The organism is Actinomadura sp. WAC 06369, assembly GCF_003947565.1.
Lineage (GTDB): Bacteria > Actinomycetota > Actinomycetes > Streptosporangiales > Streptosporangiaceae > Spirillospora > Spirillospora rifamycini.
The window spans coordinates 1-18,051 of the sequence record NZ_QHJN01000095.1 but is presented as its reverse complement, the minus strand read 5'-3'; the positions used below and the strand labels follow the sequence as shown (position 1 = coordinate 18,051).

The following is an 18,051-nucleotide window of genomic DNA, read 5'->3' as shown; positions in this document are numbered from 1 at the left end:
GGGCACGATCTGTCGGTCCCGGTATGTAGCCTGCTATGACCGTGAGCACCTTCGCCGCACCGAGCATGCCCCCCGCGTTCCCCGAACGGGCCGCCTGGGGGACGGCGTCGTCCCTGCGCGCCTGGCAGCAGCAGGCGCTCGAGGCGTACTTCGGGACGGACGGGCAGCAGCCGGGCCCGCGCGACTTCCTCGCCGTCGCGACGCCCGGCGCGGGCAAGACGACGTTCGCGCTGCGGCTCGCGCGGGAGCTGATGGAGCGGCGGGCCGTCGCGGCGGTGACGGTCGTGTGCCCGACCGAGCACCTGAAGCGGCAGTGGGCCGAGTCGGCGGCGCGCGTGGGGATCAAGCTCGACCCCGAGTGGCAGAACAGCAGCGGCCCCGTCGGCAAGGACTTCCACGGCGTCGCGGTGACGTACGCGACGGTGGCGGCGCGGCCGGCGCTGCACCGGAACCGGACGGAGTCCCGCAAGACGCTCGTGATCTTCGACGAGGTGCACCACGCGGGGGACGGCCTGTCCTGGGGCGACGCGGTCCGAGAGGCGTTCGAGCCGGCGGCGCGGCGGCTGTCGCTGTCGGGCACGCCGTTCCGGACCGACATCAACCCGATCCCGTTCGTGGAGTACGAGGAGGGGCCGGACGGCGTCCGGCGGAGCCGCGCGGACTACACGTACGGGTACGGGCCCGCGCTGGCCGACGGCGTCGTGCGTCCGGTGATCTTCCTGGCGTACGCGGGGGAGATGCGGTGGCGGACGCGGGCGGGCGATGAGATCACCGCGACGCTCGGCGAGCCGCTGACGCAGGACCAGACGTCGCAGGCGTGGCGGGCGGCGCTCGACCCGAAGGGCGACTGGATCCGGCAGGTGATCGCGGCGGCTGACCGGCGGCTGACCGAGCTGCGGCGGGTGATCCCGGACGCGGGCGGGCTGGTGATCGCGACCGATCACGAGACCGCGCGGGCCTACGCGAAGATGCTGCGCGCGGTGACGGGCGAGGGCGCGACGATCGTCCTGTCGGACGACCCGTCGGCGTCGAAGAAGATCAAGCAGTTCAGCGACACCGAGGACCGGTGGATGGTCGCGGTCCGGATGGTGTCGGAGGGCGTCGACATCCCGCGGCTGTGCGTGGGCGTGTACGCGACGTCGACGAGCACGCCGCTGTTCTTCGCGCAGGCGATCGGGCGTTTCGTCCGGGCGCGCAAGCGGGGCGAGACGGCGTCGGTGTTCCTGCCGTCGGTGCCGACGCTGATGGGGCACGCGGCGGAGCTGGAGGAGGAGCGCGACCACGTGCTCGACCGTCCGGTCCGCGAGGACGGCCTGGACGACGACCTGATCGCCGAGGCGAACAAGCGTCAGGACACCCCCGACGTGGGGGAGGAGCTGCCGTTCGAGACGGTCGAGGCGTCCGCGACGTTCGACCGGGTGCTGTACGACGGCGGCGAGTTCGGCATGCACGCGACGCCGGGGTCGGCCGAGGAGGAGGAGTACCTCGGCATTCCGGGGCTGCTGGAGCCCGACCAGGTGTCGGCGCTGCTGCGCAAGCGGCAGGCGGAGCAGCTCGCGGGGTCGCGGAAGAAGACGGGTGATCCGCGCGCCGACCGGACCGCCGCCGAGGACATCGCGGCCCTGCGGCGGGAGCTGAACGGCCTGGTCAACGCGTGGAACCACCGGACGGGCCAGCCGCAGGGCGTGATCCACAACGAGTTGCGGCGGCAGTGCGGCGGCCCGGCGGTGCCGCAGGCGAGCGCGTCGGAGATCCGGGCGCGGATCACGAAGATCCGCGAGTGGGCGGCGCGCCGCCGGGGCTGAGGGTCAGCGGCCGGCGGCGGCGCGGATGCGGTCGACGATCGCTTCGGGCGTGTCGTCGGCGGGGACGGTGAGGACGTCCTCGCCGGGGCCGGGGCGCTCGTAGTCGGCGAACTGGCTGTCGAGCAGGTCGGCTTTGAAGAAGTGGCCCTTGCGTTCGCGCATCCGTGCGGCGATCGTGTCGCGGTCGCCGTCCAGGAGGACGAGCCGGACGCGGTCGGCGCGGCCTTCGAGGAGGATGTCGCGGTAGGCGCGCTTGAGGGCGGAGCAGGTGACGACGCCCGGTTCGCCCGTGCGGATGCGCCCGTCCATCCAGGTGCCGATGGCGCGCAGCCACGGCATGCGGTCGGCGTCGGTGAGGGGGACGCCGGAGCGCATCTTGGCGATGTTCTCGGGGGAGTGGAAGTCGTCGGCCTCGGCGTAGTCCCAGCCGAGGCGTTCGGCGAGGAGCGTGCCGACGGTCGTCTTGCCGCTGCCGGACACGCCGCCGACCACAATGATCTCGGGAGGCTTCACGTCATTCGTCACGGTTCAGGATTTCACCACCGGGGTGCCGGAGAGCGCGACGCCCTCCCGCGCGAGTTCGTCGAGGGCGCGGTCGGTGGTCGCGCGGGCGACCCCGGCCGTGAGGTCGAGCAGGACGGTCGTGCGGAGGCCGCCGCGGGCGGCGTCGACGGCGGTGGCGCGGACGCAGTGGTCGGTGGCGATGCCGACGATGTCGACGGCGTCGACGCCGTGGGCGGTGAGCCAGTCGGCGAGCGGGACGTCGTCGTCGGTGGCGCCTTCGAAGCCGCTGTAGGCGGCCGTCTCGCGGCCCTTGCTGAACACGGCCTCGATGTCGGCGAGCGCGAGGTTGTCGTGGAAGTCGGCGCCGGGGGTGCCGATGACGCAGTGCGGCGGCCAGGTGTCGACGTAGTCGGGTTCGGCGGAGAAGTGCCCGCCCGGGTCGAGATGGAAGTCGCGGGTGGCGACGATGTGCGCGTAGTCGGGGCGGTTGGCCGAGACGTGCCCGGAGATGGCCGTGGCGACGTCCGCGCCGCCGGCGACGGCCAGCGAGCCGCCCTCGCAGAAGTCGTTCTGCACGTCCACGATGATCAGAGCCTTCTTGCCCATGACCGCTCCCGTTGTCGTTCCGCGGGGCTCCACCCCGGCGTGTCCCCCACCTTGGACGCTATCCCAGTCCGGGGCGCGGAGGAACCTGCCGGTCAGGGGCGCGCGGCGTCGTCGACGAACTCGGTGGGCAGCGCGGGCTCGCCGCGGGACAGCTGGAGGGCCGTCGGGGGCAGCTCGCCGACGGCGCGGGCGTGCCGGTCGCGGGCGTCCCGCAGCGGCTCGCGCCCGACGATCTCGCCGTCCCGGACGAGCGGGACCTGGAGGACGCGGTCGCGGGGGCCGTGCGCGGGCTCCCCGGTGGTGACCGTCTCGGCGTAGGCGGTGCCGTGCGGGTCGACGCGCCGGACGGCGGCCTTGCGCCCGCCGCGGCTGGGCTTGCCGGTCGACCGCTTGGCGACCGGGCGCATCGGCGCGCCGGGGCCGGGCGCGTCGGCGCGGGCGACGAGCTTGTAGACGAGGGAGGCGGTGGGCGCGCCGGACCCGGTGACGAGGGACGTGCCGACGCCGTAGCCGTCGACCGGCGCGGCGGCGAGGGCGGCGATGCCGTACTCGTCGAGGTCGCCGGTGACGACGATGCGGGTGTCGCGGGCGCCGAGGGAGTCGAGCTGGTCGCGGACGCGGCGGGCCATGACCGCGAGGTCGCCGGAGTCGATGCGGACGGCGCCGAGCGCGGGTCCGGCGAGTTCGACGGCGGTGCGGACGGCGCGTTCGACGTCGTAGGTGTCGATCAGAAGCGTCGTGGATTCGCCATGGGAAGCGAGCTGCGCTTCGAACGCGTGGCGTTCGCTGTCGTGCAGGAGCGTGAACGAGTGCGCGCTCGTCCCCGCCGTGGGCACACCGTAAAGCCGTCCGGCCTCGAGGTTCGATGTGGTGGCGAACCCCGCGACGTAGGCTGCGCGCGCCGACGCGACGGCCGCGCGTTCGTGTGCGCGCCGCGAGCCCATCTCGATGAGGGGGCGGCCCTGCGCGGCCTGCACCATGCGGGACGCGGCGGACGCGATGGCGCAGTCGTGGTTGAGGATCGACAGCACGACGGTCTCGAGCAGGACGGCCTCGGCGAACGTGCCCTCGACCCGCAGGATCGGCGATCCCGGGAAGTAGCAGTCGCCTTCGGGGTAGCCCCAGACGTCTCCGGTGAAGCGGTACTTCTCCAGCCATTGCGCCGTGGGCTCGTCGACGACGCCGTTCGAGGCGAGCCAGTCCAGTTCGTCCGTCCCGAAGCGGAACGCCTCGATCGCGTCGAGGAGGCGCCCGGTCCCGCCGACGACGCCGTACCGGCGCCCGGCCGGGAGGCTGCGCGCGAACACCTCGAACACGGCGGGCCGGTCGGCCGTTCCGCTGCGCAGCGCCGCCTGCAGCATGGTGAGCTCGTACCGGTCGGTCAGCAGCGCGGTGCCGCCCGTTCCTTCACCTGTGTCCACAGGTGGCAGCCTAAGCCCCGGTGCGGGCACCATGGACCTGGAGGCCGGTGCACCTAGCATCGGATGCGAGGGCGGACCGATCTCGCGGGCGAGAGGGGGAGACGCAGGCCATGAGCGCCATGAGCACGGCGCCCGCACCGGTCGAGCTGGAGCGGCCGGACGTCGAGGAGGAGGCGCGCGCCGACCGGCCCTGGCTGGCGATCGTCTGGAACGACCCCATCAACCTCATGTCGTACGTCACGTACGTGTTCCAGACCGTGTTCGGCTACGCGAAACCCAAGGCGGAGAAGCTGATGCTGGACGTCCACCACAAAGGGCGGGCCGTCGTGGCCAAGGGCACCCGCGAGGAGATGGAGCGGGACGTCGAGATCCTGCATTCCTACGGGCTGTGGGCGACCGTGAAGCGGGACGACTGATGGCGGACGTCCGCCGGACGCGGGCCGGCGTGCGGGTGCGGCTGGCGGCCGAGGAGGCGGAGCTGCTGGCGTCGCTGATGGAGCAGATGCTCGCGCTGATCGAGGGGTCGCCGGACGCGGGCGGCGCGCCCGGGTCGGGCCCGCCGGACGATCCGCTGGCGTCCATCGGCATCGCCGAGAAGGCCGAGAAGCCCGACGATCCGGTGCTCGCGCGGCTGTTCCCGGACGCGTACGGCGATCCGGGCGCGGAGGCGGGCCGCGAGGAGGCCGAGGCCGCCGGCGACTTCCGCCGCTACACCGAGATGGGGCTGCGGGACGGCAAGCGCGACGCGGCCGCGACGGTGCTGAAGACGCTTCCCGGCGGGGGCGGCGGGGTGGTGCTGGACGACGAGCAGGCGCAGGTGTGGCTGCGCGCGCTGAACGACGTCCGGCTGGCGCTGGGCACCCGGCTGGACATCAGCGAGGAGTGGTACGACGAGGCGGTGCGCCTCGATCGGGACGATCCGCGCACGCCGATGTTCGCGGCGTACGACTGGCTCACGATGCTGCAGGAGAGCCTCGTCCAGGCGCTGTGGTGAACGGGGCGGCGGCGGGTCGTCCACAGTGCGGGCTCGGCGCGGAGCGCCGCCGCGCGTCCGGGTAGCCTTCGGGACATGCTGACGATCGAGCGTTCCCTGGTCGACAGGATCGTCGCGCACGCGCGCGCCGACCACCCCGACGAGGCCTGCGGGGTCATCGCCGGCCCGATCGGGTCCGACCGTCCCGTCCGGTTCGTCCAGATGGTCAATGCCGAGCGCTCGCCGACGTTCTACCGGTTCGACTCCCAGGAGCAGCTGAAGGTGTGGCGGGAGATGGACGACCGCGACGAGGAGCCGGTGGTGATCTACCACTCGCACACGGCCACGGAGGCGTACCCGTCGCGCACCGACATCTCCTACGCGCAGGAGCCGAACGCGCACTACGTCCTCGTCTCCACCCGCGAGGAGGACGACGTGGAGTTCCGCTCGTACCGGATCCTGGACGGCGAGGTGACCGAGGAGGAAGTCGTGATCGTCGACTCCTACCCGGGCTCCGCGCCGGGCTCCGCGCAGGTGTGATGGGCGCTACGGAGAGCGATGGTCGGGACAGGTAAAGTGGGCCTCATGTGGACGAGCGGGAGCAGAACGGGCGCGCGGCGCCGCGTCCCGCCCGCCGTGGTGCCCCCCGTGCAGAGCTTCCTGTTCGGGCACTCGCGCGCCGAGGTCGTCTACGACTGTTCGCCGACGCGCTGATCCTCACCTGGAATTCCCGCGTTCCCCGCCCTGTTGCAACGGCTTGGGCGGGGAGCCCCCGTACGACCAAAAGGAGATCATCGCGATGGCGATCGAGGTCCGGATCCCGACGATCCTGCGCAATCTCACCGACGGCGCCAAGTCCGTGGAGGGCAAGGGCGGCACGCTCGACGAACTGTTCACCGACCTGGACTCGCGGCACGCGGGCCTGCGCGACCGCCTGGTCGACGACAAGGGCCTGCGGAAGTTCGTGAACGTCTACCTCAACGACGAGGACGTGCGCTTCCTCGGCGGGCTGGACACCGCCGTCTCCGACGGCGACAGCGTGACCATCCTCCCGGCCGTCGCCGGCGGCTGACCGGCCGGACGACAACGGAGACGACGAACGACATGCGTTTCGAGTCGCTGCTGGACTCGGTCGGCGGCACGCCGCTGGTCGGGCTGCCGCGCCTGTCGCCGAGCGGGGACGTCCGGCTCTGGGCCAAGCTCGAGGACCGCAACCCGACCGGTTCGGTGAAGGACCGGCCCGCCTTCTACATGATCGACAAGGCGGAGAAGGACGGGCTGCTGACGCCGGGCTGCACGATCCTGGAGCCGACGTCGGGCAACACCGGCATCTCGCTCGCCATGGTCGCGAAGCTGCGCGGCTACCGGATGGTGTGCGTGATGCCGGAGAACACCTCGGCGGAGCGGCGGCAACTGCTGGAGATGTGGGGCGCGGAGATCATCCCGTCGCCCGCGGCGGGCGGGTCGAACGAGGCCGTCCGCGTCGCGAAGGGCCTGGCCGCGGAGCACCCGGACTGGGTGATGCTCTACCAGTACGGCAACGAGGCCAACGCGCTGGCCCACTACGAGACGACCGGCCCGGAGATCCTCGCCGACCTGCCGACGGTGACGCACTTCGTCGCGGGCCTCGGCACCACCGGCACGCTGATGGGCGTCGGCCGGTACCTGCGCGAGCAGGTGCCCGACGTGAAGATCGTCGCGGCGGAGCCCCGCTACGGGGAGCTGGTGTACGGGCTGCGCAACATCGACGAGGGGTTCATCCCCGAGCTGTACGACGACTCGGTGCTGACGACGCGGTTCTCGGTGGGGTCGGCGGACGCGCTGCGCCGCACCCGCGAGCTGCTGGAGCAGGAGGGCATCTTCGCCGGCATCTCGACCGGCGGGGCGCTGCACGCCGCGATCGGGATGGCGCGCAAGGCCGTCAAGGCTGGGGAGCGGGCCGACATCGTGTTCATCGTGGCCGACGGCGGGTGGAAGTACCTGTCGACGGGCGCGTACGGCGGCACGCTGGAGGAGGCCGAGGCGGCGCTGGAGGGCCAGCTCTGGGCCTGAGGCCGGCGGCCGGTGCCCGCGGGACGGGGCCGGTCCCCGGCCCTCGCGTGTCAGTAGCGTGATGCTACTCATAGGGGCGGTCCGCTCGGCGGACGGTAGGGTTCGGTTCCGAATATGGTTCTAGAATCCGGCCGGGCGGACGCCCGCCGCGCGGTGGAGCAGCAGGGAGTGCAGATGAGCGTGTTCGCGGACGCCACCGCCGTGCGGCGGACCGGCGAGGGCCGCTACGAGGTCGACATCCACCCCGGCTACTGCATCGGCGCGGCGCCCAACGGCGGCTACCTGATGGCGCTGCTCGGCCGCGCCGCCGTCGACGCCTCCCCGCACGCCCACCCCGTCTCGACCGCGACGAACTTCCTGCGCGTCGCCGACGCGGGCGCCCCCGCGGAGATCGTCGTCGAGCCGCGCAAGGAGGGCCGCACCGCGGCGACGTCCCTGGTCAGCCTCGTCCAGAACGGCAAGCGCATCGTGGACGCGCTCGTCACCACCGGCACCCTGGAGCCCGGCACCGACCCCGACTGGGCCGGCGAGCCGCCCGCCGTGCCGCTCCCGCCGCTGGAGGACTGCACCGGCGCCCGCCCGCCCGGCGACAGCAACGGCTTCGCCGACCACGTCGACATGCGGTTCGACCGCACCACCATGGGCTGGCTCGACGGCAACCCCAGCGGCCGTCCCGAGGTCCGCGCCTGGTTCCGGCTGCCCGACGGGCACGAGCCCGACCCGTACGTCCTCGCGCTGGCCGTGGACGCGCTGCCGCCCGTCTCGCTCAACCTCGGCGCGCAGGGCTGGGCCCCGACCGTCGAGCTGACCTGGCACATGCGGGCCGTCCCCGCGCCCGGCTGGCTCGCCCTGCACGGCTCCGGACGGCTGCTGACCGGCGGCTGGTTCGACGAGGAGGTCGAGGTGTGGGACTCGGCGGGCCGGCTGGTCGCGCAGAGCCGGCAGCTCGCGCGCGTCCCCAAGGGCGGCTTCAAGTAGTCCCGCTTTTTCCCCCGCGTTTCGCCTGAGAATTCCACGACATCGGGCGCGGACCCATGGGCGGGTGTGTTTTCCGCCGGGTGGCGGTGTGATGTCCAACGCATGACGTCCCTGTGGGTCCGTACGTCGCCTAGCCTTGATGACCATGTCAGATGCCGGTTCGCCGAGCGGGGACGATCCCGCGCTCCTCCCGGCGGAGGCGCCTCCGGATCCGCTCGGGGAGTTTCCGCTGGACGCCCCGATCGGGGTCTTCGACAGCGGGTTCGGCGGTCTCACCGTGGCCCGCGCGATCCTCGACCAGCTCCCGAACGAGCCGATCGTCTACCTGGGCGACTCGGCCCGCCAGCCGTACGGGCCGCGGCCGATCGCCGAGGTCCGCGCGTTCGCGCTGGAGATGCTCGACAGCCTCGTCGACGAGGGCGTGAAGATGCTGGTGATCGCCTGCAACAGCGCCAGCTCGGCGATGCTGCGCGACGCCCGCGAGCGCTACGACGTCCCGGTCGTCGAGGTGATCAACCCGGCGACCCGGCGCGCCGCCCGCGCCACCCGCAACGGACGCGTCGGGCTGATCGCGACCCGCGCCACCGTGCAGAGCCGCGCCTACGAGGACTCGTTCGCCGCGGCCCCGCACATCGAGCTCGTCAGCGCCGCCTGCCCCCGCTTCGTCGAGTTCGTCGAGGCGGGAGTGACGGCCGGGGACGAACTGCTGGACGCGGCGCGCGAGTACCTGAAGCCCGTCGTGGACGCCGGTTGCGACACGCTCATCCTCGGCTGCACGCATTACCCCCTTCTTGCCGGCGTCATCTCGTATGTCGTCGGAGACGGGGTCACACTGGTCTCAAGCGCCGACGAGACCGCCAAGGACGTGTACCGAGTGCTCCACGACCGGGGACTGGCCCGCGCCGAGGGGACGCCCCCGCCGCGGCACCGCTTCCGCGTGACCGGGGACCCCGAGGTGTTCGCCGAGCTCGGGCGCCGGTTCCTCGGACCGGAGATCGGCACGGTCGAGAGCGACCTCGGTCGGGCCCTGACCACCGGATGACCACCTGATTCCTCGGGGGACGCAGAAGGAGGAGTGAGCGTGCGGGTCACTGTGATCGGCTGCTCCGGCAGTTTTCCCGGACCGGACAGTCCCGCGTCCAGCTATCTCGTCGAGGCCGAGGGCTTCGCCATGATCCTCGATCTCGGCAACGGTGCGCTCGGCTCGCTGCAGCGTTTCCACTCCATGTACGAGATCGACGCGGTGTGCATCTCGCACCTGCACGCCGACCACTGCCTCGACCTGTGCGGGTACTGGGTGGCGCGGACGTACCGGCCGAGCGGCCCGCCGCCGCGCATCCCGGTGCACGGCCCGGAGGGCACGGCCGCCCGGATGGCCCGCGCCTACGACCTCGAACCCGACCCCGGCATGTCCGAGACGTTCGACTTCCGGACCCTGCGGCGCGGCCCGTTCGAGATCGGCCCGTTCCGGGTGACGACGGCGCTGATGCCGCACCCCGTCGAGGCGTACGCGTTCCGCATCGAGTACGGCGGCAAGGCGCTCGCGTACTCGGGCGACACCGGGCCGTCCGACACGCTCGTCGAGCTGGCCAGGGACGCCGACCTGTTCCTGTGCGAGGCGTCCTTCCTGGAGGGCCCGGCGCTGCCGTCGGAGCTGCACCTGACCGCCCGCGAGGCCGCCGAGCACGCCGCGCGCGCCGACGTGGGACGGCTCGTCCTCACCCACCTCGTCCCGTGGAACGACGCGGACGTGTCGCTCAAGGAGGCCAAGTCGGGCGGCTACGGCGGGGAGATCGAGCTGGCGCGGGTCGGCACCCGCTACGACCTGTGAGGCGGACGCGCCGCGGTGCGGCCCCCGGTCGGCGTTAGGGTGGTGCGCATGTCTCGCCCCGATGATCGCGCGCCCGACAGCCTCCGTCCCGTCCGCCTGCAGCGCGGCTGGCTCGACCACGCGGAGGGTTCGGTGCTCGTCGAGTTCGGCGGCACCCGGGTGCTGTGCGCGGCGTCCGTCGAGGACTCGGTGCCCCGGTGGCGGCGCGACAGCGGCCTCGGCTGGGTCACCGCCGAGTACGCGATGCTGCCCCGCGCCACCAACACCCGCAACGACCGCGAGGCCGTCAAGGGCAAGATCGGCGGCCGCACCCACGAGATCTCCCGGCTGATCGGCCGGTCCATCCGGGCCTGCATCGACTCCAAGGCGCTCGGCGAGAACACGGTGCGGCTCGACTGCGACGTCCTGCAGGCCGACGGCGGCACCCGCACCGCCGCGATCACCGGCGCGTACGTCGCGCTGGCGGACGCGGTGACCTGGATGCGCGAGCGCGGCCTCGTCAAGCGCGACCCGCTCACCACCTCGATCGCGGCGGTCAGCGTCGGCGTCGTGCAGGGGGAGGCGCGGCTCGACCTCTGCTACGAGGAGGACTCGGCCGCCGAGACCGACATGAACGTCGTCTGCACCGGCGAGGGCAAGTTCGTCGAGGTGCAGGGCACCGCCGAGGGCGCCCCGTTCGACCGCGCCGAGCTCGACGCGCTGCTCGACCTGGCGGCGGGCGGCTGCGCCGAGCTGACCCGGCTGCAGCGGGAGGCGCTCGGCCGATGACCCGGATCGTCCTCGCCACCCGCAACCAAGGCAAGATCGCCGAACTGCGCCGCATCCTGGACGGCATCGACGTCGCGGGCCTCGCCGAGTTCCCGGACGCGCCGGAGGTCCCCGAGACGGAGCCGACGTTCGAGGGCAACGCGCTGCTGAAGGCCCGCGCGATCTGCGCGCACACCGGCCTGCCCGCCGTCGCCGACGACTCCGGCCTGTGCGTGGACGAGCTGAACGGCATGCCCGGGGTCCTGTCGGCCCGCTGGTCGGGCCGGTTCGGCGAGGCGTCCGGCGACAAGGACGGGGCGAACCTGCGGCTCGTCCTCGACCAGCTCGCCGACGCCCCGGACGAGCGGCGCGGCGGGGCGTTCGTGTGCGCGGCGGCGCTCGTCCTGCCCGGCGGCGTCGAGCACTGCGTGGAGGGCCGGATGCGCGGGACGGTGGCGCGCGCCCCGCGCGGCACCGGCGGGTTCGGCTACGACCCGGTGTTCGTGCCGGAGGGCGAGACCCGCACGACGGCGGAGCTGTCGCCGGAGGAGAAGGACGCGATCAGCCACCGCGGCCGCGCGTTCCGCGCCCTCGCCGGCATCCTCCCGGACGCGCTCGCCGCCGCCGGCCTCACCTGACCGCCGCCCTCACCTGACCCGCCGCCCCGCTATCCGTCGCGGCGGGTGCGGATGCGGACGAAGGTGCCGTCCCATCCGGTGCGCAGCTCCATCAGGTCGACCAGCAGCCGGACGGTCCACAGGCCGAAGCCGGGCTGGAGCGCGGTGTCGGGCGGGATGAACCCGGTCAGGGAGCTGGGCACCGGCCGCCAGCAGCCGTGGTCGCCGACCTCGCAGACCAGGTCGTCGCCGTCGGCCCACACGCGCAGGCCCGCGGGCGGCGTGCCGTGCTGGAGGGCGTTGGCGGCGAGCTCGTTCACGGCGGTGACGAGGTTCAGCGTCCGGGTGCGGCCGAGGCCGTGCGCGGCGGCGCGGCGCTCGACGAACGTGCGCAGCGCGTGCAGGTCGGCACCGTCGATGACCAGGTGGTCGGCGTCGGCGGGGCGGGCGAAGCCGCGGATCCGGTCGCATTCGGCGCCGAACGCCTCGGGCTGCACGTACGCGTCGTTGGACACCGAGCGGCCGTCCCGCACGACGAGCGGGTGCGTGCGGTGCGCCTGCCGGACGACCTCGGCGGGCAGGGACGTCCCGTCGTAGGGGCACAGCGCGCGCGCCCCGGAGCCGCCGAACACGACGTTGATCAGGGATTCGTAGCGGATCCACTCGCGGGTCTGCCGCTCGTCCCAGCCGTCCCACACCGGTTCGGCCAGGGCGCACACGCTGCGGGGGGCGCTGGCCTTCACGATCTCCTGGTAGTCGCGCAGGGTGTGGACGGGGTGGCGGTAGAAGGCCGCGGAGTCCCGGAAAGTGATCGCGTCGCCGTGCCCGGCGAGCGTCTCGCGCAGCGCCGTCAGGTGGGGTTCGCGCGCGACGGCGATGACCTTCTGGCCGGCCTCCAGCCCCGCCTCCAGGAACGGGACGGTGACCGCCAGGTAGTCGTCGGTGCCCGCGTACACGAACGCCTTGTGCTCCAGCGTCATCAGGCGAGGTCCTCCGTCTCGGGCACCCGGTCGCGGCCGCGGGCCAGGCCCGGCAGCCGGTGCCAGCCGACCATCTCGATCACGTTCTCGACTTCGGGCTGCAGCCCGTCCAGGATCAGCGCGTCGTCGCCGTCGAGCGACACGGCGTGCCGCACCAGCAGGTGCAGGCCGCGCAGGTCGATGAAGCGGAGCCGGGACAGGTCCAGGCGGACGCCGCGGCGCCGCCCGTCCGGCCCGACGCTGACCCGCGCCAGCCTGTCCTCGAACGCCTTGTGCCGCGCGGCGTCCAGCTCGCCCTCGACGCGCAGGCCGTCCGGCGCGAAGGTGCGGACGATCCGCAGGACGTTGTCCTCGTACTCGGGATCGACTTCGACGAGAACCTCGTGGGTGTCGCGCAGCGCGGCGAGCTGCTCGGGCGGGCAGGCGCAGCGGTCGATCTGGCACACCGCCATCGCCATGGTGCTGGGCGAGACGGCGTCGCCGACGCGGTGCTCGCAGCCGAGGACGCCGGGGAGGTCGGCGACGCCGGGATCGTTCAGCAGCCAGCTGTAGTCGGTGGTGATGCGGACGGCCCGGAAGCCCTGCCCGAACGCCGACCCGACCTCGCCGGCGAGGGTGTCGAGCATCCGCGCGGGCTCGAACCCGCCGGCGCGGTCGAGGCACGCGTCGCGCCGCGAGATCACCCGCAGCTGGCGGGACCGCTGGAAAGCGGCCGCGTCCACCCCGGCGCCGAGACCGGGCAGCCGGTCGGCGGGCGCGTCGGTGACGTACACGACCTTCTCGTTCGTCGCCAGCCCCTCGCGCACGAACGGGCCGATGACCCGGTCGCGCTCCTCGAAGCCGGAATAGGCCAGCCAGCCGTGGTCGCCCGGCCGGATCTCGCTCACGTGTCGCTTGGCGAACCAGGGTGTCTCCATGGCCTGCCCATCGAGTCGTCGTGGATGGGTCCAGGGTACGCCGTCCGGCGGCATTTGGAAGCTCGTTGCACGGAGTCCATCACCCTCCGTCGCCCGGACCGGGCCGGAAACCGGGCACGGGATCGGAAAGCGGGCCGGGCAGGGTCAGCCGCAACCGCACCACCGTCCCCGCCGGGCCCGTCCGGATCTGGACGAGCGAGCACAGCAGCCGCACCGCCCACAGCCCGAACCGCCCGCAGGCGCCCGCCTCGGACCGGCGCGGCGGGACGAGCCCGAACCCGGCCCCCGCGGACCAGCGGCCCCCGTCGGAGACCTCGCACACGAACGCCGGGTCGCCGCGCGCGTCCTCGGCCGCGTCCGTCCACATCCGCAGCATGAGGGGCGGCGCGCCGTGCCGCTCCGCGTTCGTGACGACCTCGGTGACGGCGACCAGGAGGCGCTGCAGGTCCTCGTCGGGCAGCGGGGTGCGGCGCGCGTACTCGGCGACGTAGGCGCGCAGCCAGTACAGGTCCGGACGGTCGATCTTCAGTTCGTCCGCGTGGGCGGGCGGCGGCGGCAGCGGTTCGCGGTCGCACCGCGCGCTGAACGCGCCCGGGTCGATGTACCCGGGGTTCGGCACGGCGCGCGCTCCCCGGACGGTCTCGGGGTGCGTCCGGCGGCCCGCCGCGACGACGCCGGGCGGGAGCGTCGCGGCGTACGGGCACATGATCGCGGCGCCGGTCCCGCGGAAGGCGATGTTGAGGATCGCCTCGACCCGCTGCCATTCGAGGACCTCCAGCGGCCGCCGCCGGGCCCACACGGGCTCACCGAGCAGCCGCAGCCGCCGCCCCTCGCCGTCCAGTTCCTCGGCGTCGCTGAGGCAGTCGGCGAGGGTCCGCGAGGGGTGCGCGTACCAGCGGGCCGCGTCGCTGAACCGGATCGCCCCGGCGTCGTCGCCGAGGGCGTCGCGCAGGAGCACCTCCAGGCCGAGCCCGCAGACGACCTGGACGCGGTCGCCCGCCGCCAGCCCCTCGCCGAGGAACGGGACGGCGCCGGCGAGGAACTCGTCCACCCCGTCGTACGGCAGTACGCGGTGGGTGAAGGTCGCGCTCACGGCGCCCCCAGCGAGTTGTCGATCACGGCGTCACCGTGCGCACGCGCATCGCGGCGCAGCGCACGGACACCCTCCAGAGTAGGACGCCCGGCTTCTCCGCGCAGGTCCCCTTTTCAAATGCCGGGGCGGCGGCGCGGCGGGAACAGGGCGGCGCGCATGGGCGGGAGCTGCCGGGCCACGAATTCATCGGTCGGCATCGAGGCGATCGGCTCGATGGCGAGGACGTACCGGCCGAACACCACCCCGGAGAGCTGGGTGCCGAACGCGGCGGCGCGCCCGGACGCGTCGGGGCCGCCGATCCGCGCGGCGATCCGCTCCAGCATCTCGTGCCACACGACGTCCCTGAGCAGCCGCGACAGCTCCGGTTCCTGGACGGCCGTGCGCACCATCAGCACGAGCCGCGGGCCGCCGACGGGGTCGTCGTAGGCGGACAGCAGCGCGCGCAGGACGCGTTCGGGCAGGCCCGGGAGGTCGCCGGGCAGGGCGGCCGCCAGCACTTCGGGCGGGTTCGCCAGCAGCCCGAGCACCGCGCCGAACAGGCCCTTCTTCGATCCGAAGAAGTAGCTGATCAGCGCGGCGTCCACGCCCGCCTCGGCGGCGACGGAGCGCAGCGTCACCCGCGCGTAGCCGTCGGAGAGGAACCGGCGGCGCGCCACCGCGAGGATCTCCTCCCGGGTGTCGGGGGAGCCGCGCCGCCGCCCCCGGGATTTATTCATCACGGTTGAAATATAGCTCCGCCGGCCGCGACATTCGAGGCGTCGCCACCGAAGGAGACCGACATGCGATCCAAGGAACCGGGCGTGCACCGGGCCGTGCTGCCCGTCGTGATGCTCTCCCTCGCCACCGTCGTGTCGGCGGTCGCGTCCCTCAACACCGCGCTGCCGTCCCTGGCCCGCGACCTGCGCGCCACCCAGACCGAGCTGGCCTGGATCATCGACGCCTACGCGCTCGTGTTCGCCGCGCTGCTGCTGCTCGGCGGCGCGATCGGCGACCGGTACGGGCGCCGCCGGGTCCTCGCCGCCGGGCTGCTGATCTTCGGTGCGGGCTCCGCCGCCGCCGCGTTCGCCGACGACCCCGCCCGGCTCGTCGCGATGCGCGGCGTGCTCGGCATCGGCGCCGCCCTGGTCATGCCCGCCACCCTCTCCACGATCACCGCGACCTTCCCCGCCCGGGAGCGGGCCCGCGCGGTCGGCGCCTGGGCGGGCGTCGCGGGCGGCAGCGCCGTGTTCGGGCTGCTGGTCTCCGGGAGCCTCCTGGAGGTCTGGTCGTGGCGGTCGGTGTTCTGGATGAACGTGGTGCTCGCCGCCGTCGCGCTCGCCGCGACCCTCGCCGTCGTCCCCGAGTCCGCCGAGCCGGACGCCCCGCGCCTCGACGTCACCGGCGCGCTGATCACCGTCGCGGGCCTCGGCGCCGGCGTCTACTCGATCATCGAGGCGCCGCACGCGGGCTGGACGAGCGCCCGCACCCTCGGCGGCTTCGCGCTCGCGGCCGTCCTGCTCGCCGCGTTCGTCGGCTGGGAGCTGCGCCGCCCGAACCCGCTGCTCGACCCGCGGCTGTTCCGGATCCCCGCGTTCTCCGCCGCGACCCTCTCGATCACGGTGCAGTTCTTCGCGTTCTTCGGCTTCGTGTTCATCGTCCTGCAGTACCTGCAGATCGTGAAGGGCGACGGCCCGCTCCTCGCGGCGGCGAGCCTGCTCCCGATGGCCGCGGCGCTGATGCCGTCCGCCCGGGTGGTCGCGCCGCGGCTCGCCGCCCGGCTGGGCCACCGCCGCGTCGTCACCGCGGGCCTGCTCCTGGTGAGCGCCGCCATGGCGACGCTCTCCCTCCTGGACGCCGACAGCTCCTACTGGCTGCTGCTCGCCGGGCTGATCCCGCTCGGCGCCGGGATGGGCCTCGCGATGACCCCCGCGACCGCCGCGATCACCGACGCCGTCCCGGCCGCGAAGCAGGGCGTCGGCTCGGCCGTGAACGACCTCGCCCGCGAGCTGGGCGGCGCGCTCGGCATCGCCGTCCTCGGCAGCGTCCTGCAGTCCGCCTACCGCGCCGACCTCGACCTCGCCGGCGTCCCGGCCCGCGCGGCCGAGCAGGCCGAGGCGTCCCCGGCGGTCGCCGCGCGGCTCGGCCCCCGCATCGCCGAGCAGGCGCACGACGCCTTCGCGTCCGGCATCGGCACCGCGCTGCTCTGCTCGGCGGCCGCCCTGGCCGGCACCGCCGTCCTCGTCGCGGCGATGCTCCGCGGACGCCCCGCGCACGCGGCCCCCGAGCCCGCGGCGGAGCACGAGGGGACGAACTCGATGCCGGTGTGATCGCCCGAGCCGCTAAGCTGAGCGCGCCCCCTTCCGGGGGCGCGCGCGGGCGTGGCGAAACCTGGTATACGCGGCAGGTTTAGGTCCTGTTGGTGGCGACACCGTGGGGGTTCGAATCCCCCCGCCCGCACCCGGCGCCTTCCCCGCCCCCGGCCGAGACGAACGGGTCGAGGAGCCCCGGCGCGGCCCGGACGGCGAACGCCAGGCTCTCGTCCCGCCCGATGTCCGGGGCGTCGTAGCCGCCGTCCCCGGCGGCGGTCATCGCCGAGACGGTCCGCAGGCCGAGCCGGCGCTGCAGCCGCGACTCGCGGATCACGACGGTGCTCACCGCCGACGTCCGCAGCGCCGTGGTGGAGCGGGTGACGAGCCCCGACCGGACGACGAGGTACGGCCCGGCGATCGTGTGGCCGAGCGCCCGGTAGGCGACGGCGGCGGCGCCGAGCGCGCACGGCCAGAGCGCGGCGGGGACCCACAGCGCCGCGGCGGGCAGGGCGTCCGCCAGGACGAGCCAGGACAGGACGAGCGCGAGGCAGGCCGGTGCGGTCGTGGCCCACACGAGACGGCGGCGCAGCGCGGCGCGCGGATGCGGGTGGAGCGCCGCCTCCAGCGGGTTGTCCGCACCGCCGAGCACCCGTCCGGTGACGCGCCGGGCCGCCGTCAAGGGGCCGCGGGGCAGGATGTCCGCCGGCTGGGACGGCGACCACATGGACAGGCCCGTCGTGACGATGCGGGTGTCGGCCATGCCGAGCCAGAGCCACAGCCCCGGCTGGGAGATCTGGGCCCCGCGGATCCGGTTCTCGTCCCGGTTGACCTCGCGGGTCGTGAACAGGCCCCGGCGGGTCCGCAGGAGGGTGCCGTCCCGTCCGGGGACGCGGGCGAGCTCGAAGCCCCAGTAGTCGGTGAAGTACGTGACGGCGAGGCCGAGCACGCCGACGGCGCTGACGGCGGCGAACGCGGCGGCGACGGCCCGCGCGCGGCCCGCGCCCTCGCGGTCGAGGAGTCCCGACACCGCGCCGGAGACGTTCACGCCGAACCCGCTCAGCAGCCAGTAGCCGCCCCAGGCGAGACCGGCGGCGAGGACGTACGCCCAGAAGTTGAACATGTTGTAGACGACCCAGCGCGGCTCGAACCGGGCGAACACCTCGGACGGCGTGCGGTCGGACGGCGCGCGGTCGGGCGGCTCGGCCTCCGGGGCCTCGCGCGGGGCGGGGACGGGGGTCG

At 73.9% G+C, this 18,051-nt stretch carries 20 protein-coding genes, 1 tRNA gene and 1 pseudogene; 14 read left to right on the top strand and 8 right to left on the bottom strand.

The annotated features are described in order from the left end of the window. Positions 1 to 65 precede the first annotated feature (65 nt). Positions 66 to 1,805, top strand: coding sequence for a DEAD/DEAH box helicase (locus DMH08_RS24135; protein WP_051300659.1), 1,740 nt, complete (start codon positions 66 to 68; stop codon positions 1,803 to 1,805). Between the two features lie 3 nt (positions 1,806 to 1,808). Here the strand turns inward: DMH08_RS24135 and DMH08_RS24130 are convergent, their stop codons facing one another. From DMH08_RS24130 to DMH08_RS24120, 3 genes are all read right to left on the bottom strand, one after another. Continuing rightward, the gene (locus tag DMH08_RS24130; protein WP_125617896.1) at positions 1,809 to 2,330 is read right to left on the bottom strand and encodes a gluconokinase; all 522 of its coding nucleotides are present in this window, start codon (positions 2,328 to 2,330) and stop codon (positions 1,809 to 1,811) included. A 3-nt stretch (positions 2,331 to 2,333) separates the two neighbouring features. After that, the gene (locus DMH08_RS24125) at positions 2,334 to 2,915 is read right to left on the bottom strand and encodes an isochorismatase family protein (RefSeq protein ID WP_125617894.1); all 582 of its coding nucleotides are present in this window, start codon (positions 2,913 to 2,915) and stop codon (positions 2,334 to 2,336) included. Positions 2,916 to 3,007: 92 nt separating this feature from the next. Further along, positions 3,008 to 4,369, bottom strand: a complete 1,362-nt coding sequence (locus DMH08_RS24120) for a nicotinate phosphoribosyltransferase (protein ID WP_051300651.1) — start codon at positions 4,367 to 4,369, stop codon at positions 3,008 to 3,010. Positions 4,370 to 4,455: 86 nt separating this feature from the next. Between DMH08_RS24120 and clpS the strand changes: the two genes are divergently transcribed. The 11 genes from clpS to rdgB all read left to right on the top strand — a co-directional run bounded on the left by clpS (position 4,456) and on the right by rdgB (position 11,555). Further along, complete coding sequence (gene clpS, locus DMH08_RS24115; RefSeq protein WP_026402509.1) at positions 4,456 to 4,752, top strand: ATP-dependent Clp protease adapter ClpS; 297 nt, start codon at positions 4,456 to 4,458, stop codon at positions 4,750 to 4,752. Beyond that, positions 4,752 to 5,330 carry a DUF2017 domain-containing protein gene (locus DMH08_RS24110; RefSeq protein WP_125617892.1) on the top strand — a complete coding sequence of 193 codons (579 nt, stop codon included), beginning with the start codon at positions 4,752 to 4,754 and terminating at the stop codon, positions 5,328 to 5,330. Before clpS ends, DMH08_RS24110 begins: the two co-directional genes overlap by 1 nt. Positions 5,331 to 5,405: 75 nt before the next feature. Beyond that, a complete protein-coding gene (locus tag DMH08_RS24105) occupies positions 5,406 to 5,849 on the top strand; it encodes a Mov34/MPN/PAD-1 family protein (protein WP_026402511.1) in 444 nt (147 codons plus the stop codon). Between the two features lie 45 nt (positions 5,850 to 5,894). Next, complete coding sequence (locus DMH08_RS42455) at positions 5,895 to 6,023, top strand: hypothetical protein (protein ID WP_267898570.1); 129 nt, start codon at positions 5,895 to 5,897, stop codon at positions 6,021 to 6,023. Positions 6,024 to 6,108: 85 nt separating this feature from the next. Continuing rightward, positions 6,109 to 6,381 carry a MoaD/ThiS family protein gene (locus DMH08_RS24100; RefSeq protein WP_026402512.1) on the top strand — a complete coding sequence of 91 codons (273 nt, stop codon included), beginning with the start codon at positions 6,109 to 6,111 and terminating at the stop codon, positions 6,379 to 6,381. A 32-nt stretch (positions 6,382 to 6,413) separates the two neighbouring features. Beyond that, a complete protein-coding gene (locus tag DMH08_RS24095) occupies positions 6,414 to 7,361 on the top strand; it encodes a PLP-dependent cysteine synthase family protein (RefSeq protein ID WP_026402513.1) in 948 nt (315 codons plus the stop codon). A 114-nt stretch (positions 7,362 to 7,475) separates the two neighbouring features. Continuing rightward, positions 7,476 to 8,339: a thioesterase family protein gene (locus DMH08_RS24090; RefSeq protein WP_325052945.1), complete on the top strand. Its 864-nt coding sequence runs from the start codon at positions 7,476 to 7,478 to the stop codon at positions 8,337 to 8,339. Positions 8,340 to 8,484: 145 nt separating this feature from the next. Then, entirely contained in the window at positions 8,485 to 9,381 is an 897-nt protein-coding gene (murI, locus tag DMH08_RS24085) for a glutamate racemase (RefSeq protein ID WP_125617890.1), read from the top strand. Between the two features lie 39 nt (positions 9,382 to 9,420). Beyond that, on the top strand, positions 9,421 to 10,170 hold the full coding sequence (locus DMH08_RS24080) for an MBL fold metallo-hydrolase (RefSeq protein WP_125617888.1): 750 nt from the start codon (positions 9,421 to 9,423) through the stop codon (positions 10,168 to 10,170). A 48-nt stretch (positions 10,171 to 10,218) separates the two neighbouring features. Further along, on the top strand, positions 10,219 to 10,938 hold the full coding sequence (gene rph, locus DMH08_RS24075; protein WP_199747976.1) for a ribonuclease PH: 720 nt from the start codon (positions 10,219 to 10,221) through the stop codon (positions 10,936 to 10,938). Beyond that, positions 10,935 to 11,555 (top strand): RdgB/HAM1 family non-canonical purine NTP pyrophosphatase, encoded by a 621-nt coding sequence (gene rdgB, locus DMH08_RS24070; protein WP_026402518.1) that lies wholly within the window; start codon positions 10,935 to 10,937, stop codon positions 11,553 to 11,555. Before rph ends, rdgB begins: the two co-directional genes overlap by 4 nt. A gap of 29 nt (positions 11,556 to 11,584) precedes the next feature. Here the strand turns inward: rdgB and DMH08_RS24065 are convergent, their stop codons facing one another. The 4 genes from DMH08_RS24065 to DMH08_RS24050 all read right to left on the bottom strand — a co-directional run bounded on the left by DMH08_RS24065 (position 11,585) and on the right by DMH08_RS24050 (position 15,240). Then, positions 11,585 to 12,514 carry a sensor histidine kinase gene (locus DMH08_RS24065; protein WP_026402519.1) on the bottom strand — a complete coding sequence of 310 codons (930 nt, stop codon included), beginning with the start codon at positions 12,512 to 12,514 and terminating at the stop codon, positions 11,585 to 11,587. Next, a complete protein-coding gene (locus DMH08_RS24060) occupies positions 12,514 to 13,431 on the bottom strand; it encodes an MEDS domain-containing protein (RefSeq protein WP_125617884.1) in 918 nt (305 codons plus the stop codon). The genes DMH08_RS24065 and DMH08_RS24060 overlap by 1 nt, the downstream gene beginning before the upstream one ends. Before the next feature lie 79 nt (positions 13,432 to 13,510). Next, positions 13,511 to 14,524, bottom strand: coding sequence for a sensor histidine kinase (locus DMH08_RS24055; protein WP_125617882.1), 1,014 nt, complete (start codon positions 14,522 to 14,524; stop codon positions 13,511 to 13,513). Positions 14,525 to 14,637: 113 nt separating this feature from the next. Then, positions 14,638 to 15,240 (bottom strand): TetR/AcrR family transcriptional regulator, encoded by a 603-nt coding sequence (locus tag DMH08_RS24050; RefSeq protein ID WP_034517847.1) that lies wholly within the window; start codon positions 15,238 to 15,240, stop codon positions 14,638 to 14,640. A gap of 63 nt (positions 15,241 to 15,303) precedes the next feature. Here DMH08_RS24050 and DMH08_RS24045 point away from each other — a divergent pair, with 63 nt between their 5' ends. After that, the gene (locus DMH08_RS24045; protein ID WP_084550229.1) at positions 15,304 to 16,830 is read left to right on the top strand and encodes an MFS transporter; all 1,527 of its coding nucleotides are present in this window, start codon (positions 15,304 to 15,306) and stop codon (positions 16,828 to 16,830) included. Positions 16,831 to 16,875: 45 nt separating this feature from the next. Further along, positions 16,876 to 16,960: transfer RNA gene (locus DMH08_RS24040), tRNA-Leu, on the top strand. Positions 16,961 to 17,050: 90 nt separating this feature from the next. On the opposite strand, the pseudogene DMH08_RS42840 reads toward DMH08_RS24040, so the two are convergent. Further along, a pseudogene (locus DMH08_RS42840) lies at positions 17,051 to 17,536 on the bottom strand (PH domain-containing protein); the annotation flags it as partial. Positions 17,537 to 18,051 lie beyond the last annotated feature (515 nt).

What these genes read in the sequence shown, in the direction of transcription:
- rdgB (WP_026402518.1), top strand. Translation starts at nt 10,935, where the DNA reads ATGACCCGGATCGTCCTCGCCACCCGCAACCAAGGCAAGATCGCCGAA.
- DMH08_RS24050 (WP_034517847.1), bottom strand. Translation starts at nt 15,240, where the DNA reads ATGAATAAATCCCGGGGGCGGCGGCGCGGCTCCCCCGACACCCGGGAG.
- DMH08_RS24090 (WP_325052945.1), top strand. Translation starts at nt 7,476, where the DNA reads ATGGTTCTAGAATCCGGCCGGGCGGACGCCCGCCGCGCGGTGGAGCAG.
- DMH08_RS24095 (WP_026402513.1), top strand. Translation starts at nt 6,414, where the DNA reads ATGCGTTTCGAGTCGCTGCTGGACTCGGTCGGCGGCACGCCGCTGGTC.
- DMH08_RS24045 (WP_084550229.1), top strand. Translation starts at nt 15,304, where the DNA reads ATGCGATCCAAGGAACCGGGCGTGCACCGGGCCGTGCTGCCCGTCGTG.
- DMH08_RS24110 (WP_125617892.1), top strand. Translation starts at nt 4,752, where the DNA reads ATGGCGGACGTCCGCCGGACGCGGGCCGGCGTGCGGGTGCGGCTGGCG.
- DMH08_RS24060 (WP_125617884.1), bottom strand. Translation starts at nt 13,431, where the DNA reads ATGGAGACACCCTGGTTCGCCAAGCGACACGTGAGCGAGATCCGGCCG.
- DMH08_RS24065 (WP_026402519.1), bottom strand. Translation starts at nt 12,514, where the DNA reads ATGACGCTGGAGCACAAGGCGTTCGTGTACGCGGGCACCGACGACTAC.
- DMH08_RS24125 (WP_125617894.1), bottom strand. Translation starts at nt 2,915, where the DNA reads ATGGGCAAGAAGGCTCTGATCATCGTGGACGTGCAGAACGACTTCTGC.
- clpS (WP_026402509.1), top strand. Translation starts at nt 4,456, where the DNA reads ATGAGCACGGCGCCCGCACCGGTCGAGCTGGAGCGGCCGGACGTCGAG.
- DMH08_RS24105 (WP_026402511.1), top strand. Translation starts at nt 5,406, where the DNA reads ATGCTGACGATCGAGCGTTCCCTGGTCGACAGGATCGTCGCGCACGCG.
- DMH08_RS42455 (WP_267898570.1), top strand. Translation starts at nt 5,895, where the DNA reads ATGTGGACGAGCGGGAGCAGAACGGGCGCGCGGCGCCGCGTCCCGCCC.
- rph (WP_199747976.1), top strand. Translation starts at nt 10,219, where the DNA reads ATGTCTCGCCCCGATGATCGCGCGCCCGACAGCCTCCGTCCCGTCCGC.
- DMH08_RS24135 (WP_051300659.1), top strand. Translation starts at nt 66, where the DNA reads ATGCCCCCCGCGTTCCCCGAACGGGCCGCCTGGGGGACGGCGTCGTCC.
- DMH08_RS24120 (WP_051300651.1), bottom strand. Translation starts at nt 4,369, where the DNA reads ATGGTGCCCGCACCGGGGCTTAGGCTGCCACCTGTGGACACAGGTGAA.
- murI (WP_125617890.1), top strand. Translation starts at nt 8,485, where the DNA reads ATGTCAGATGCCGGTTCGCCGAGCGGGGACGATCCCGCGCTCCTCCCG.
- DMH08_RS24100 (WP_026402512.1), top strand. Translation starts at nt 6,109, where the DNA reads ATGGCGATCGAGGTCCGGATCCCGACGATCCTGCGCAATCTCACCGAC.